Annotated in this window: 17 protein-coding genes; 14 read left to right on the top strand and 3 right to left on the bottom strand. The window is 42.9% G+C overall.

Translation table 11 applies throughout. The features are described from left to right. Positions 1–86 precede the first annotated feature (86 nt). The 3 genes from AAC978_RS14625 (at position 87) to pyk (ending at position 4,195) form a co-directional block, all read left to right on the top strand. Positions 87–1,187 (top strand): PRK06851 family protein, encoded by a 1,101-nt coding sequence (locus tag AAC978_RS14625; protein WP_341548805.1) that lies wholly within the window; start codon positions 87–89, stop codon positions 1,185–1,187. A gap of 135 nt (positions 1,188–1,322) precedes the next feature. After that, a complete protein-coding gene (gap, locus tag AAC978_RS14620; RefSeq protein ID WP_341548804.1) occupies positions 1,323–2,333 on the top strand; it encodes a type I glyceraldehyde-3-phosphate dehydrogenase in 1,011 nt (336 codons plus the stop codon). Between the two features lie 128 nt (positions 2,334–2,461). Beyond that, positions 2,462–4,195: a pyruvate kinase gene (gene pyk, locus AAC978_RS14615; RefSeq protein WP_341548803.1), complete on the top strand. Its 1,734-nt coding sequence runs from the start codon at positions 2,462–2,464 to the stop codon at positions 4,193–4,195. 246 nt (positions 4,196–4,441) lie between these two features. Here the strand turns inward: pyk and AAC978_RS14610 are convergent, their stop codons facing one another. Then, complete coding sequence (locus AAC978_RS14610) at positions 4,442–4,693, bottom strand: hypothetical protein (protein ID WP_341548802.1); 252 nt, start codon at positions 4,691–4,693, stop codon at positions 4,442–4,444. Between the two features lie 180 nt (positions 4,694–4,873). Then, positions 4,874–5,041, bottom strand: a complete 168-nt coding sequence (locus AAC978_RS14605) for a DUF896 domain-containing protein (protein ID WP_341548801.1) — start codon at positions 5,039–5,041, stop codon at positions 4,874–4,876. 186 nt (positions 5,042–5,227) lie between these two features. On the opposite strand from AAC978_RS14605, the gene AAC978_RS14600 reads away from it, so the two are divergent. The 9 genes from AAC978_RS14600 (at position 5,228) to AAC978_RS14560 (ending at position 13,838) form a co-directional block, all read left to right on the top strand. After that, the gene (locus tag AAC978_RS14600; RefSeq protein WP_341548800.1) at positions 5,228–6,607 is read left to right on the top strand and encodes a peptidoglycan DD-metalloendopeptidase family protein; all 1,380 of its coding nucleotides are present in this window, start codon (positions 5,228–5,230) and stop codon (positions 6,605–6,607) included. A 159-nt stretch (positions 6,608–6,766) separates the two neighbouring features. Continuing rightward, positions 6,767–7,189 (top strand): acyl-CoA thioesterase, encoded by a 423-nt coding sequence (locus tag AAC978_RS14595; protein WP_341548799.1) that lies wholly within the window; start codon positions 6,767–6,769, stop codon positions 7,187–7,189. Between the two features lie 132 nt (positions 7,190–7,321). Next, entirely contained in the window at positions 7,322–7,477 is a 156-nt protein-coding gene (locus AAC978_RS14590) for a hypothetical protein (protein ID WP_341548798.1), read from the top strand. Between the two features lie 147 nt (positions 7,478–7,624). Continuing rightward, entirely contained in the window at positions 7,625–8,470 is an 846-nt protein-coding gene (locus AAC978_RS14585) for a DegV family protein (protein ID WP_341548797.1), read from the top strand. A 14-nt stretch (positions 8,471–8,484) separates the two neighbouring features. After that, entirely contained in the window at positions 8,485–9,729 is a 1,245-nt protein-coding gene (locus tag AAC978_RS14580) for a D-alanyl-D-alanine carboxypeptidase family protein (RefSeq protein ID WP_341548796.1), read from the top strand. Positions 9,730–9,953: 224 nt separating this feature from the next. Continuing rightward, positions 9,954–11,042 (top strand): hydrogenase small subunit, encoded by a 1,089-nt coding sequence (locus AAC978_RS14575; RefSeq protein WP_341548795.1) that lies wholly within the window; start codon positions 9,954–9,956, stop codon positions 11,040–11,042. Between the two features lie 3 nt (positions 11,043–11,045). Beyond that, on the top strand, positions 11,046–12,602 hold the full coding sequence (locus AAC978_RS14570; RefSeq protein ID WP_341548794.1) for a nickel-dependent hydrogenase large subunit: 1,557 nt from the start codon (positions 11,046–11,048) through the stop codon (positions 12,600–12,602). A gap of 39 nt (positions 12,603–12,641) precedes the next feature. Further along, positions 12,642–13,265 carry a Ni/Fe-hydrogenase, b-type cytochrome subunit gene (gene cybH / locus AAC978_RS14565; RefSeq protein WP_341548793.1) on the top strand — a complete coding sequence of 208 codons (624 nt, stop codon included), beginning with the start codon at positions 12,642–12,644 and terminating at the stop codon, positions 13,263–13,265. Positions 13,266–13,343: 78 nt separating this feature from the next. Next, positions 13,344–13,838, top strand: coding sequence for a HyaD/HybD family hydrogenase maturation endopeptidase (locus tag AAC978_RS14560; protein WP_341548792.1), 495 nt, complete (start codon positions 13,344–13,346; stop codon positions 13,836–13,838). An 86-nt stretch (positions 13,839–13,924) separates the two neighbouring features. On the opposite strand, the gene AAC978_RS14555 is transcribed toward AAC978_RS14560, so the two are convergent. Then, complete coding sequence (locus AAC978_RS14555) at positions 13,925–14,095, bottom strand: DUF1540 domain-containing protein (RefSeq protein WP_341548819.1); 171 nt, start codon at positions 14,093–14,095, stop codon at positions 13,925–13,927. Between the two features lie 227 nt (positions 14,096–14,322). On the opposite strand from AAC978_RS14555, the gene miaB reads away from it, so the two are divergent. After that, complete coding sequence (miaB, locus tag AAC978_RS14550; protein WP_341548791.1) at positions 14,323–15,654, top strand: tRNA (N6-isopentenyl adenosine(37)-C2)-methylthiotransferase MiaB; 1,332 nt, start codon at positions 14,323–14,325, stop codon at positions 15,652–15,654. A 79-nt stretch (positions 15,655–15,733) separates the two neighbouring features. Continuing rightward, positions 15,734–16,129, top strand: a complete 396-nt coding sequence (locus AAC978_RS14545) for a YlbF family regulator (RefSeq protein WP_341548790.1) — start codon at positions 15,734–15,736, stop codon at positions 16,127–16,129. Positions 16,130–16,258: the final 129 nt, after the last annotated feature.

Below are 16,258 nucleotides of genomic sequence, written 5' to 3'. Positions count from 1 at the left end.
ATGGGGAATCTTTTCTTGTCACCCATTAGCCTGCAGCTGAATACTATTATTGATGCAGGAACATTCCTTTGGAAAGGGGAGTCAATATGTCGAAAAATCCAGTGATTAGAAAAATGTTCCCCGGTGGTGTGACTTATCTTGGTTTTCATTCTTATTACAAGTACTTAGCTGATACTGATGCGACCCATATCTATATTATTAAAGGTGGACCCGGGGTAGGAAAGTCGACCTTTATGAAAAAAATCGGGGAAGAGATGCTTAAGGCTGGCTATGATCTAGAATATCATTGCTGCTCCTCTGACAATAATTCGATTGATGGGATTGTTGTGCCAGAATTAGGAATTGCCTTATTAGATGGTACTTCTCCCCATATCGTCGATCCGCAAACCCCAGGAGCTGTGGACGAAATCATTAATTTAGGAGAGTACTGGGACGATTCTTTAATTATCCCGCACAAAAAAGATATTATTGACTGCAACAAAGAGATTAGCCGTTGCTTTCAGAGTGCTTATTTTGCCTTAAAAGATGCCAAAAACGCCATGGATGAATGGGAGTTCTATATTCAACCGCATCAAAACTGGCAGGGAATCAATCAGCTTTACTTAAACCTTAGTCGTGAGCTTTATCAAGCTTCTTCCGGCCAAGGATCCGGGAAAATTCGTCGTTTATTTACTTGGGCGCACACTCCCCAAGGAAGAATTCAATATATTGACAGCCTTATCCTAGGCATGCAGACCCTCTATCTGTTGACTGGGCAAGCCGGGACAGGTAAATCCAGCTTCTTAACCCACATGGCAGAGGATGCCAAACTACTGAATTATGATGTGGAAATATATCACAATGCTCTCGAACCAGATAAGATAGATTTGCTCATTATTCCGGAGCTCAAAACAGCCTTAGCTGTATCTTCTGAACACTATCCCTATACCCCTGAGTTCTCCGGAGCTGTAGTTTCTCTTGATTTTGACCATTATCTCGATCGGTCGAGTCTAACGGTTTATGAAGAGTATATCGATGATTGTCGGAGTCGGGTAGAGCAAAGCATCCAGAGAGCCCAGACTCATTCCCAGAGAGCAAAGAAGCTACATGATGAACTAGAGAGATATTATATCCCGGCAATGAAGTTTGAAGCAATTGATAAAAAACTCTATTCCGTTCTCGAAAGGATTAGGAAAGCGATTCATTAAAAAGATCCGGATATAAAATTATCAATAATTACCATCAAGCAAAGCGAAATACTTTGCATTTTTTTTGCCTTATTGGTAAAATATAGATTAGTACTAATGAGTACAAATGACCAAAATTGAGGAGGGTTTTCCAGAATGAGCGTGCGAGTTGCAATTAATGGTTTCGGCCGAATTGGCCGCCTTTCCATGCGAGCTATCTTAGAAAGAAAAAGCCCTATCGAGCTTGTTGCTATCAATGATCTGGGGAGTCCAGACTTATTAGGTCATCTTTTTAAATACGATTCCATACACGGTATTTTGCCTTACGATGTAAACGTGACGGAAAACACCCTTGAAGCAATGAACCAGAAAGTACAGTTACTAGCTGAAAAAAATCCGGAGAACCTTCCGTGGAAAGACCTAGGGGTGGATCTAATTATCGAATCCACCGGACGTTTCACAAAGCGTGACCAAGCCGCTCTTCATCTTCAAGCAGGAGCTAAAAAAGTTGTTATCTCTGCTCCCGGAAAGAATGAAGATATTACAATCGTTATGGGAGTGAACGACCATCATTACAATCCTGCCGAGCACCATATCATTTCTAACGCTTCCTGTACTACCAACTGCTTAGCCCCCATAGCAAAGGTGCTCCTTGAGGAGTTTGGGATTGAACAAGGGATGATGACCACAACCCACTCAGTTACGAATGATCAACGTATTTTGGACTTAGAGCATAAAGACTGGCGCCGGGCGCGGGCAGCATATCAATCCATGATTCCCACGACCACGGGAGCGGCCAAAGCGGTAGAATTAGTCCTTCCTGAATTAAAAGGCAAGCTTAACGGCTTAGCCGTGCGAGTACCTACCCCCAATGTTTCCTTAATAGATTTTGTTGCGAACCTCACGAAAGCTACGACTAAAGAAGAAGTGAACGAGAAGCTTAAATCAGCAGCCGAAGGAAAGCTAAAAGGCTATTTAGCCTATACAGAACTGCCTTTAGTTTCCCATGACTATAACGGAAATCCCTATAGCTGCATTATTGATGGTCTGTCAACCATGATGCTAGGCGACCGTATGGTTAAAGTTCTCGCTTGGTATGATAATGAATGGGGCTATTCCAACCGACTCATTGATCTTATTGAGCTTATGGCAAGCAAAGGAATATAATACTCTATCTTTTTGCCCTAAAGAATAGTAAAATTTAGAAAGAATCCGAAAAGAAGCGGTGACCCGCTTCTTTATCGTATGTTTGGTCTTTACACAGCAAGGTCAAATCTTTTAGCGGAGGGAAATATATGCGCAGAACAAAAATAGTTTGTACGATCGGACCAGCCAGCGAATCCAAGGAAAATATCCATCAGCTGCTCAAGGCTGGAATGAATGTAGCTCGTTTAAATTTCTCTCATGGCACCCATGCTGAGCATGGCAAGCGGATTCGCACTTTACGGGAAGAGGCTCAAAAGCTCGATATCCATTTAGGAATTCTTCTTGATACCAAGGGTCCGGAAATCCGTACAGGTACGGTCCCTGATTCAGGGGTTCAATTAAATCGTGAGGCAATATTTATTCTTGATGGGGATCTTTCGACACTTGGTTCAGCAGAGAGAGTAGGCATCACCTATCCCGAACTTTGGCAAGAGGTCAGTCAAGGCACTCATATACTTCTTGATGATGGTCTCATTGATCTCGAAGTCATTTCTATAGCAGAAGAACAAATTACCACCAGAATCCAAAATGGTGGGCTTTTGAAATCGAAAAAAGGGGTTAATATCCCGGGAGTTTCCATTCAACTTCCTGCCATTACGGAAAAGGACCGAGAAGATATTCTTTTTGGACTACGGGAAGGAATTGATTTCATTGCGGCTTCTTTTGCTCGCAAGGCAGCCGACATCTTAGCCGTGCGGCGTATAGTAGAAGAAGAGGGGTCTAATGTAAAAATCATTGCTAAGATTGAAAGTCGTGAAGGCATTGATAATTTAGACGAAATATTAGAAGTCTCGGACGGGCTTATGGTTGCCCGGGGAGATCTAGGGGTCGAGGTCCCGGTGGAAGAGGTGCCCATCCACCAAAAGGATATGATTAATAAATGTCATAGCTTAGGCAAACCTGTTATCGTGGCCACCCAAATGTTGGATTCCATGATGCGTAATCCTCGGCCTACTCGAGCAGAAGCCAGTGATGTGGCCAATGCCATCTTAGATGGTACAGATGCAATTATGCTTTCCGGGGAAACTGCTGCCGGTCAGTATCCTATTGAAGCCGTTCAGATGATGAATAAAATTGCCCTCCAGACAGAAAAGCACTATCTTGATGGGCGTACCTTTTATGATCCACATATTAACATCGCTGAAGCGATCAGTCATGCCAGCTATACCATTGCTAGGGACTTAGAGGCTGCAGCCATACTTACCCCAACCCATTCGGGCTTAACAGCCCGCATGATCGCTAAATACCGACCCCAATCTCTGATCATTGCAGCTACTCCATTTGCACAGGTAGCACGTCAGCTCTCCTTATCATGGGGAATTAACCCTCTGCTCATACCGGAAAGCTCCGATACCGACCAACTCCTATCTGTTTCTGTTAATCAAGGGATTTCTCATCAACTCATAAAAACAGGGGATGTGGTCGTCATTACGGCAGGGGTTCCTGTTGGAAAAGTAGGAACCACTAATATCATTAAGGTTCAAGTGATTGGCGATGTGATTGCCAAGGGAACTGGGATTGGGCGCAAATCTTATTCTGGGTCAGCGCGAACATCTGATGCCGACCTTGATTCCTTCAAACAGGGAGATATACTTATCGCTCCTTATACCGATAAAGAAATGATAAGCTTAATCGCCAAAGCTGGAGCCCTCGTTGTCGAAGAAGGGGGACTTACTTCCCATGGTGCTCTCGCCGCTTTAAACTATGGAATTCCAGCCATCGTCGGGGCGAAAGATGTCATCAAGAAAATTAAGAACGGCCAAATATTGACTGTGGATGCCCTCGCCGGAGTCGTCTACGACGGGATAGTCAGCATTTTATAATTCTCGATCCAGACACAATTTTTTCATCTGGTGTGAGTAAAGCGGCTTGAAAGACTCATTAAAGTAAAACTACTCCCCTTGCTCGTTGGCTAAAAATAGCCAGCTAACACTAGGGGAGTAGTTTTTATTTCACTTTCAGAAAATATAACTTCGTTGCATACTTTCCTCCAGTATAAGGGCAACCAACGACTTCGCCTTTATGGAAGAGTGATGAAAGACTCGGCGAAGTCGGGTTTTCTTTAACATCTATAGTTTGCGATTTCCTAGGTTGACTTCTTCATTGTTCGGCTTCTGAAGATCCAAGGTATCCTTATCGATGGTGCTTTGGGTCCTGTCATTGAGTATTTCAATCATTCCTGCATCACTTAATTCGGTGGCGATTTCGAAGAGCGAATCTTTTTTATTCTGAGCAAGCTTATTGACAAAGCGATTAATTTTCACGGGAGGCACAAGGTTACGAAATTTTACTCCTCCATATTTCATGATGCGTTCAGGCAAGGCAATCCCTCCTCAAATATGTCGTCTAAAGTTAGTATGTATTCTTGAGAATTTAAAATACGTGGATTGCTTTGAAAAAATAATGGCCTGTCTACAAATACGACAGCGCTGACGTATTTGTAGGCAGGCTTTGGCTATTACAATTATTAATTTACTCTGTGATGTGAATCATTTCTAAGCTTAATCACCCTTGATTTGGCTGAGTGTATCATTGACCTGCCCGCGAATAAAACCTAGATATTCTTGGCGCAGGGCTTCTTGTTCAGCTTTTTCCCATTCCTCTAATCCAGTCGATCTTTGTTTCCGTGATAGTTCATTAATTCGCTCGATAAGGGTATTAATCTCCATCCATGCAACTCCTTTTCATAAAACAAACTGCCCACCGGGTAGCATAAATTTGCTTTTTTCTATGATTATTTCTCCGTGATTAACAGTGATTATATGATATAATAATATCTGTGGCTTGTCCAATGAGAAAGGAGGCTTATTAGTATTCTCCAAAGTATTAAAGGAAACATCACCAAGCTATTGGGTATGTTTTCCGACCCAAAAGCATCCCTTAGATCTCCCAAAATCGTCTTAGGGGTAATTGGACTGAGTGCAGTATTAGCCGGTAGCCTGTATTACGGAAGTACGACAACAGCATCCGTGTTATTCTTAAACGGCCAAAACATAGGTTATGTAGCTACCTCCGACGAAGGTGAACAACTCATTGAGCGTATCCTTGTTTCACGAGGGGAATCTTTAGGATTTGTTGCAAAGACTCATGACAAAATAGAGTTCCAAGATTTACGAGTCAGAAAAGGGGCTCTACAAGAGAACTATGTAACAGAAGGTAAGCTTGACAACTTAATACATACATATTTTGAAGGATATCAATTTTCCATCGAAGATAAACCTATTGCAGTCCTAGCTAGCAAAGAAGAGTTCGATAATATTCTTAAGTCCTATCAAGAAATCTATACAAAACCCAGTAAGAACAATCAGATTTCTTCCGTAGAATTTAGAGAAGCTATAACCACTCAACCCATCGAAGTCCAGTCAACTGAATTTAGCACACCGGAGAATGTCTTGGAATTATTAACAAAAGGACATGAGACTAAAAAGGAGTATATTGCCCAAGCCAATGATTCCTGGTGGCTCATCGCTCGTAAAAACAACATGCTGACCAAGGAAGTATTGGCTGGCAACCCAGGGACGGATGAAGACACCACCATCAAAGTTGGCGACAAAATCAATTTAGTCAAAGTAACACCTTACCTAACTGTAATAAGCAAAGGGATCTACACTGGTGAAGAAACAATTCCCTTTGATGTAATTTCTAAGACGGATTACAGCTTGCCTAGCGGTTCCTCGATGGTGCGCCAAGAGGGGAAGGATGGGAATAAAATAGTCACCTTCTCCTATGTACAGGAAAATGGCAAAAATATCGAAAAAGAAGTATTAGATGAAAAAATTACTCAAGAGCCAAAAACTCAAATCATTGCCAAAGGGCCAACCTATGCTTCTTCTTCCAAAGTTGCTCTTTCTCGTGGATCGGGAAAAGTATCCGGATTAAGTTGGCCTCTGCAGGGAGGACTTAACTCATATTACGGCTATCGTTGGGGTAGTTTCCATACCGGATTAGATATTGATGGTAACACAGGAGATCCATTCGTCGCCGCCGCAAGTGGAACTGTCACGGCTGCTGGATGGAGTGGAGGCTATGGCAATATGATCCTCATCGATCATGGTAATGGCGTCGCTACTCGTTATGCACATGCCTCTGAATTGTATGTTTCTAAAGGGCAGCAAGTGAGTGGAAATGAAACCATTGGCCTCGTAGGCTCTACCGGTCGTTCCACAGGAGCTCATCTTCATTTTGAAGTGCTTTCTAACGGTGATACCACAAACCCAATAACTTATTTACCCTGACCATTAAGGCGCCTTAGGGCGCTTTTCATTTTACTATCAGAATGTTATAAAATTATAGTGTAGCGAAGTCGGGTTCTTTATACTTATCGCCGGAAGAGATAGACAGGGTTAACTATAGCATGACTATAAGCTATTGATGGAATTTAAGGAGGGTATCTTATGTTTTTAACGAATCAGACACCAGTACGCGTCCGTTATGCAGAAACGGATCAAATGGGTATCGTCTATCACTCCAATTATCTCGTGTGGTTTGAAGTAGGACGCACTGAATTCTTGCGCAGCGCTGGCTTAGACTACACTACTTTTGAGAAGCAGGGGCTTGCTGTTGCAGTTGTCGAGGCAACATGCCGTTATCGTCGTCCCGCACTTTATGATGATCAACTCATCATTGAAACGAGCTTGGAAAGCTTTTCATCCCGAAAACTCACCTTTACCTATAAAGTCTTAAGAGATGATATACTGTTAGCCGAAGGAACTACGATTCATGTATTTGTGGATCGCACGGGAAGAAGCACCGATGCACGTAAACATCCTATTTGGCAAGAATTCGAAAAGATTGTCAATGAAAACAAAGATGAGTAGTATCTAAAAAAGATTCCTCGTAGATTAATTATTGAATAAATTCCTCTCGTTCAAAACGAAAGTATTGAAATACACAAACCGATATGGTATTATGTATACACAATACATTTTAGTTGATAGGGAGGAATCCTCATGTTTCTAGTCACGTGGATTGAGTCCGAAGAGGTCAATTATCGTTTGGTCATGAAACATGAGCTCACAAGCTTTATCGCTATTCATTGTATCAATAGTTTGGATAATCATTTAATGGTTCAAGAATTGAACTCGTACCAGAATTTCACTCATTGAATATGAGTATTTACACGCATCTTAACATAAACTAGTATAAGCCCATACCTATGGGCTTTTTTTTGTTTAGCGCTTTTACTATTTCGGCAGGAAAAATATGCGATTTTCACGAATATTAACCTACCAAGAATAAAGGAGCGTAATCGCATGAGTTTTGTTGTCCTTGTTGACAGTTCATCAGATCTTCCACTTGAACTATGCCGCATAGAAGGCATTGTCGTCGTTCCTATGCCTGTTAGTATAGATGGTAAAACATATAATGAAGGAATAGATATTTTCCCAAATGAGTTCTATCCTCGATTTACATCTTTCAAAGAGCTTCCTAAGACTTCACAACCCAACCCGGGAACACTGAAAGATGCTTATGAGGCAATCTTAGCTCAAGGCCATGAAGTTGTTGCGATTCATTTGTCCTCGGGATTGAGTTCGACCTACAACACCGCTCAAATCGTTCGAGACATGTGTTCACAACCGGATAAAATACATATTATTGATAGCTTAGGTGCTTCTTTAGGCTATGGACTCATCGCGTTACGGGCCAACGAGATCCTTAAGAAAGCTACCTCTTGGAAGGAAGCCGAGTCACAGATTTTGTTGGTTCGTCAGCAGATGAGATATGTGATTACCCTAGATACCCTGGAATATTTAGTAAAAGGAGGCCGCGTCAGTAAAACTGCCGGCTTTTTGGGTGGATTGCTTGATGTAAAGCCTATCTTACATATGACACCTGATGGTCGTCTCGAACCTATAGCCAAAGTACGCTCCCGTAAAGCTGCCTTAAAAAAATTGCTTGATTATTTACAGGCAGAAATTCGCAACCCGGAAAGCCAAGTGATTGGGATTTCTCACTCAGCATGTCCTGAAGAAGCTCAATCATTAGCAGAAGAGATAAAACTAACCGTATCCGTCAAAGATATTATCATCAGCGATATCGGGTGTGTCGTTGGCAGCCATACTGGACCCGGAACGATCGCTTTATTCTATCAACGCTAATAGGAGGAACACCATTGAAACGCGTCCTAGCTATCATCACATTACTGTTTTTACTTTTTCTTAACGTTCCGGTTATATTAGCCGATCCTAATGCTTCTCCACCAGAAATTAAAGGAGAAGCTGCCTATTTAATCGATGTTCAATCAGGGCAAACGCTTTTTAGCAAAAATGGGGACAAGCTCTTAGCTCCCGCGAGTACGACTAAAATCATGACAGGACTCCTTGCCATCGAATTGGGCAACCTTGAAGATACTGTTACAGCTAGTGAAACCATGCTAGATTATTCAATCGTCTATGGTACACGCATCTACCTAGAGCCTGGTGAGAAGCTCACCCTTGATGATATGCTTTATGCACTCTTACTTAACTCAGCAAATGATGCTGCTGTAGCTATTGCCGAACACATCGGTGGGGATTTACCAACTTTTGTCGGCTTAATGAATCAAAAGGCGGCGGAGCTTAATCTTAAAGGCACCCACTTTAAGAATCCTAGTGGGCTAACAGAAGAAGAACACTATACCACAGCACACGATCTAGCTCGAATCGCCCAAGCTGCCTATGCTAATCCAACCTTCCGCGATTATATCAAAACTAAATCTCATGTCATTCCACGGGAAACAGAGAATGTTCCGATTGAAATGTTCAATGAAAACAAACTTCTCTGGCAGGATGATTCTATAACCGGAATGAAAACCGGCTACACCGCGGTTGCCAAAAACTGCTTAGTGACTTCTTCCTCTCGGAATGGACGCGAACTAATTGCTGTAATTCTTAAATCCCCAGGTCGTGAAATATATACGGATATGCAAGCTTTACTGGATTATGGTTTTGCACAATTTGAAAATACCCTCTACAGTGAGATAGGAGAATCCCTAGGACAAATCGATGTCCAAGGGCAAACAATCCAACTCATAACAGATCAATCCCTCTGGGTTACTAAAAATAAGGATGGCACCCCGCTTGACCTACGTACAAATATTTTGCCCGTATCAGGAACTTTATCTGAGGTAACGGCAGGTCAAAGGATCACTCAATTGGAAATGTGGGAAGGGGAGGAGCGCATTACTGTCGTTCCTCTGACGGCAGATCGAACCGTGATGAAAGTTACCGAACAAAAGAAATCCTTTGCCTTATGGTTAGGATTAGGGTTTATGATCAGCGGTAGTACCCTCTTCGCAGTGATTCAACAAAAACAACATAACCAGCGTCGCAAAGAACGAGCGCGATTACGAAGAGAACGCTGTGAACATTTAAAGTGAGGGATATTTCTAAAAATGAGATAACCTCATTTTTTTTCGCTTTGATTTAGAATAAAAGTTCTAATAGTTCGTGAATTAACTTGCAAATTTAAGTGAATATTTGAACATAACGAAATATTGAAAATATTTAAAGGACTTTTTCGGAGAATACCGAATATAGTTTTTTATAGATTAGAATTCTTTTTTAAATTCTAGTATATTTGAGGACTATGGAGGTATTTTTGATGGGAAATTTTGATTTTCTTCAAGCCCGCGGAATCAATCGACGCGACTTCATGAAGCTGATGGCTGCTACGACCGCTGCCCTCGGACTGCCTGAAGTACTGACTCCACAGGCTGCGAAAGCAGTGGAGGCAGCATTACAGAAGCCCCCGGTAATCTGGTTGCATGGTATGGAATGTACTGGCTGTAGTGAGTCCTTACTGGCGACTCTTAATCCCAGTATTGAATCAATAATTCTTGACACTCTATCCATTCGATACCATGAGACTATTATGGCCGCCTCTGGACATGTGGCAGAACAGGCCTACCAAGATGCTCTTGACGAAAAGTTCGTCCTTGTTGTCGAGGGTTCCGTTCCGGCATCAAAAGAGACTGATTCCTACTGTATGGTAGGGGGTAAGCCCTTCCGCGAGACTGTCTTAGAAGCCGCTCAAAAGGCTCAAGCCATCATTGCCATTGGTAGCTGTGCTACAGATGGTGCAGGCATCCCCGGAGCATGTGAAATAAACCCTATTGGGGTAAGAGAATTGTTGCAAAAGAACAATATCTCCACTCCAGTCATCAATCTTCCCTGCTGCCCAGTCAAACCGAATACCCTTATCGGCACTATTGTCTATTATCTCACTTTCAACGCTGTGCCCGAGCTGGATGAACAGGCTCGCCCTCTCATATATTATGGAAAGCTCCTTCATGATAATTGTCCGCGTCGCGGCCAATTCGAAGCCGGCAATTTCTTAGCCGATTGGAATGATCCTTCCCAAAAGGATTATTGCCTAATTCTTAAAGGCTGTAAAGGTCCTAAAACCTATACAGACTGTGCTCAAGTTTGGTGGAATGACAATGCGAACTTCTGTATCAATGCCGGTTCTCCCTGCTCAGGATGTTCCGAATCGGATTTCTATGGTCAATTCAGCCCTCTTTATTCAAAACAAGAGAACTTCTCCTTGCCAGGTTTGGGTCAGATCAATGCTGATACGGTAGGAAAAGTTGTCGGTGGTGCTACAGTTCTTGGATTGGGTGCCCATCTTGTTGCCACAGTGGCCAGCGGAAGACTTAAAAATAATGACTCTGAGCATGAGAAGGAGGACTAAGCCATGGGTACAGTAATTATTGATCCCGTGACCCGAATTGAGGGTCACTTGAAAGTAGAAGTAGAAGTCACCAATGGTGTTATTACCGACGCCAAATCGATCGGTACCATGTATCGTGGGTTTGAACCCCTCTTAAGAGGTCGTGATCCTCGGGATGCTACCTATGTTACTGAGAGGACATGTGGGGTTTGTGCAGGCTCCCATGGCTGGGCTTCGTCCCTAGCTTTAGATCAAGCCTTTGGGGCAAAGGTTCCGGCAGGGGGAAGACTCATTCGCAATCTGATGATGGGTGCTATGTGGCTCCATGACCATCCCTTGCACTTCTATCACTTAAGTGCTTTAGACTACATAGATATCACCGCGGTTGCCAAATACCAGGGTCAAGATGCTGGTCTGCTTAAGGTTAAAGATAAAATTGGTAAGTTAATAGCTGCCGGTGATACGGCTCCTTTGACACCGCGTTATGAACCTGATGAATTCTGTGTCAATGATCCTGAACTTGTCACGCTTGCTGTTTCCCACTATTTGAAGGCTCTCGACATGCAAGCGCGGGCTAAGAAAATGTCGGCTCTCTTTGCCGGTAAACAACCACATCAATCCTCCATTGTTGTAGGTGGGGTGACCATCCTTCCCAACATTGAAGTTGTCGAACAGTTTCGTTCGATGTTGCTCGAGCAAATCGACTACCTTGAGAACATCTATTTGCAAGATGTTTTAACATTTGGAACTGGTCCCTTACTTCCTCTTGCCCAAGCTGGAGTAGGGGGTAGCTATGGTAACTACCTGTCTTATGGTGGCTTTGGTCAGGATGATGAAGGAAAAGACTTCCTCTTCAAATCCGGCATTGTCCTTGATGGCGATTTGAGCAAGGTTATGACTATTGATCAGAGCAAAATAACCGAAGGAGTAACACGGGCTTGGTATAAAGATAGCCCGAAGGGAGACCATCCTTTTGATTCGGACACCGTGCCTGATCTCTCCAGAACCGATGCGTATTCCTTTGTCAAGGCTCCGCGTTATGATGGGAAACCTGTTGAAGTAGGCCCCTTGGCTCGTATGCTTGTCCTTCAGCCCAAAGGATTGATGGATATTATTGCGAAATACAACATTAAGCCTGGTGCTGTTGCTCGCCATGCAGCACGTGCCTTTGAAACTGTTATATTGGCTAAAGAAATGATCAACTGGGTTAACCAATTAGAAGCAGAAATGGGCAAAGGCCTTAGAATCCATGATACGGACCATTGGAATGCCCCGGCAGTCGGTCAAGGAATAGGCTTAACTGAAGTTCCACGCGGTGCCTTGGGTCATTGGATTAAAATCAAGGACCATGTCACCGAAAATTATCAAATGGTTGTTCCTACCACCTGGAACTTCTCCCCTAAGGATGCCCAAGGGAATTACGGCCCCTTAGAAAAAGCCTTGATTGGTGTTCCTATTCCGGATGAAAATAACCCCATCAACATCGTCCGGGTTATCCGTTCGTATGATCCTTGCTTAGCTTGTGCTATTCACCTTATTGATCCGCAAACGAACGAAATCCGCAAATTTCGCATCGGTTAATAGGGTTAATAAGAACGAATAGGAAAGTGAGGGGAAAATATGGCTAATCCCGCAGAACATCCGTTATCTCATCGGATTACCCATTGGATTAACTTGATCAATTTCGTAGCCTTGATTACCACAGGCTTACTGATTCATTCTCCCTATGAGGGAATGCCTATGAATGCCATCCGCAACATTCATTTCTTCTTTATGTACAGCTTGATTTTCACAGGGATTGTTCGATTCTACATCTCCTTTTTTACTAAGGATAGAGATTTCAAGAAGTTTTTCCTCAACACACATGATGTCAAGGGTTTTATGCCTCAGATCAAGTATTATTTGTTTTTGCAAAAGAATCATCCAGATAACCCCAATGCCTATAATCCCATGCAAAAGCTAGCCTATATTGGTCTGCCCATTCTGGCTGTTCTGCAAATCATTACGGGAGCTTTGCTCTATTTACCGATGAAGTTTGCCTCCTTAGAGGCTACCCTAGGTGGATTGGCCGCTATTAGAGGATTCCACTTCGTCATCACCTGGCTGTTTATTGCGATTATTGCTGTCCATATCTATATGGTATTCACTGAAGCCATTGATCAATTATGGTATATGTTCTTTGGGATCGATCGCAAAAAGAAAAGAAGCGCCGCGACAGGAAAAACCTCTTCCGTGCAACGCTAATCAACACCGTTCCCTTGACGATGTGCTTTGGACAACGTAATATTCAAAGTAGATAAAGTCTTAGAAGGAGTCAATGGAATGCAGCAACATAAAATAATGGTTATGGGAGTCGGAAATGTACTTCTTTCAGATGAAGGACTGGGGGTTCAATTTCTCAATGTTTTAGCTCAAGAGCCGTTACCTGATTTCGTCGAGTTGCTTGAAGGTGGAACAGCTGGGCTTGAATTGGTCCATCTCATCAAAGAGGTAGACTATCTGATCATCGTTGACGCGATTAACGCGAAAGATGAACCCGGAGCAATTTTCAGATTTGAACCGGAGGATATTCGCGTGATGCCTTCTCAGTATGAGGTCTCCTTTCATCAGGTTGGCATTCTCGAAGTTTTAGCCATGGCCAACATCTTGGGAACCGCGCCTAAAACTCTCATCTTTGGTGTTCAACCCAAGAGCCTTGAGATGGGCTTAGAGTTAACTCCTGAGATTCGAGATGTATTGCCTAGAGTTAAGGATTTAGTTTTACAAGAGATCCAAAACATTGCCGAGAAAGGCGAGTTTCGCCGAATTAATCTTTAATAAATCCTAGTTGCTTCACAACATTCTTGACGATTATAGAATAAGGGAACCGGATGATCCGGTTCCCTTTGTACTGCTGTCTTAGCCTAAACTTTTTCCCGACCATTACCTAATTCGAATGTACCACAGTCAGTTGCTTCTGTTGAGCGTACTTCTCCATGATGCTTAGTTACTTGAATAGATCCGGCTGTACATTTCTTGGCAGCCTCGTTATACTTACACTCGACAACATTGCACAAAACTTTTGGACTATCCATCATGCATATCACCTCCATCATTAAGGATACCCAAACCAGATGGCTTCTACACATGCGAAAGTGCAGGTAAAATATAATTGAGTTTCAATTATTGCAGACTTGGCTACTATGTCTCTAAGTTAGAAATTTGTATTTTCGGTTAGAAATTCGGCTTGACTGGCGACAATAATTGAACTATGTTATCCTTTAAGAAGAACAATACTACTTTCAGGAGTGAATTGATCAACATGCCAACAGCGAAATCAGAGAAAAGGGTCGTCACTTTAGCATATGGCTGCCAAATGTCAGAGCGTGATGCAGATACCTTAACGGAGATCTCCAGCCAAAAAGGGTATACTCCTTCACAAGACCTGGAACATGCCGACCTTATCATAATCAATACCTGTTGTGTTCGCGAAAGTGCCGAAAATAAGATACTTGGTAAAATCGGCGAACTTAAACGTCTGAAAGCTATAAACCCCCAATTAAAAATCGCTATTTCGGGATGCATGGTTCAACAACCGGGAGCCTTAGAACGTCTAAAAAAGAGAGCACCCCATGTGGATATTTGGGCAGGCACCCATAATATCCATGAGTTTCAACGTCTCCTCGATGAATCTGACGAAGGAAAAGTGGCTGAAGTCTGGGAAAAACCGAAAGAAACCCTGGAGTCGGTGCCCCTCGCTGAAAAGGGGAAGCTGAAGGCTTTTGTGAATATCAGCTATGGCTGCGATAATTTTTGCACTTATTGTATCGTTCCCCATGTCCGTGGACGGGAGCGTAGCCGTCATCCCCAGGAGATCATCGCAGAAATAAATGCCCTAGTTAAATCCGGTTGCCGAGAAGTTACTTTGCTAGGCCAAAATGTCAACTCCTACGGCCAAGATTTGCAACCCCCTTATGATTTTGCTGATTTGCTGAAGGATGTGGACGCTATTCCGGGGTTATGGCGCGTACGCTTTATGACCTCCCATCCCAAAGATCTTTCAGACAAATTGATTGAAGTTATTGCTACCGGTCAACATCTCTGCGAACACATCCATCTACCATGCCAAGCCGGAAGCAATGATATTCTTCAACGTATGAATCGTAAATACACAAGGGAATACTATCTAAGTCGAATTGACGAAATCAAAAAACGGATCCCCCAAGCCAGTATAACAACAGATATAATCGTGGGTTTTCCCAGTGAGACAGAAGAGGATTTTGCACAGACCTTGGACTTGATCAGTGAAGTAACCTATAGTCAAGCCTTTACCTTTATGTATTCTAAACGTTCCGGCACAGCGGCTGCTCGGATGGAAGAACAGCTTCCGCTGGATATTAAGAAACATCGCTTGCAACGACTGATTAATCTTCAAAATGCCCAAAGTCTTGCTTGGCGGCAAAAAATGATTGGGCATACTTACGAAGTTCTAGTTGAGGGCCCAAGTAAAGCAAACCCTGACCGTCTAACAGGGCGTACCCGGGGCAATGAACTGGTGGTCTTCTCGGGAGAACCTAGGCAGATCGGCACCCTCGTTCAGGTTATTATTCAAGATGCAAGCGCCTGGACTCTCTACGGTGAGTTAACTGAGTAATTCCAATATAATTAATTTAAAAGTCGAAAGCAGGAATCAAAGAAAAAGTGTAGAATCAAACGAACATGGAGGTGTTGTAATGACGGCAGATATTATGGAAAAAGCCGAAGTCCTAGCTGCAGCGATCGCACAAAGTGTCGAACTTCAAAACTTACGCAGCACAGAAGGAGCAATGATGGCTGACGAACAAGCTCAACAAATCATTGCCGAATTTCAAAATGAACAACAGCGAGTATATGAGCTCCAAGCCGGAGGTCAAGAGTTAACTGAGGAAATTCAACAAGCTATTGAAGCTATGGAAGCTAAAGTAGAAGGGTATCCTCCTATCGCTGCTTATCTACAAGCTCAAGAGCAATTCACAAAAATGCTCGATACCATCAATGGTGTTTTGGCCCAAGCAATTGCCAATGATCCTAATGGTGGAGGCTGCTCTTGCGACTCTGGATGTTCCGGTTGCGGAGGAAGCTGTTCATAAACTCGCTATGATAATAGAAACCGTGGAAACATTTTCACCTATTAGGATTTAGCGAAAACGAGGGAAGAGTAAATACTCTTCCCTTTAGAATATTCACGATTGTTCATTGCACCCTCAGTTAGTCTGTTT

The organism is Desulfitobacterium sp. THU1 (assembly GCF_038181555.1).
GTDB lineage: Bacteria > Bacillota > Desulfitobacteriia > Desulfitobacteriales > Desulfitobacteriaceae > Desulfitobacterium.
The sequence above is the reverse complement of the archived record's forward strand: the minus strand, read 5'-3'. Positions and strand labels throughout refer to the sequence as shown.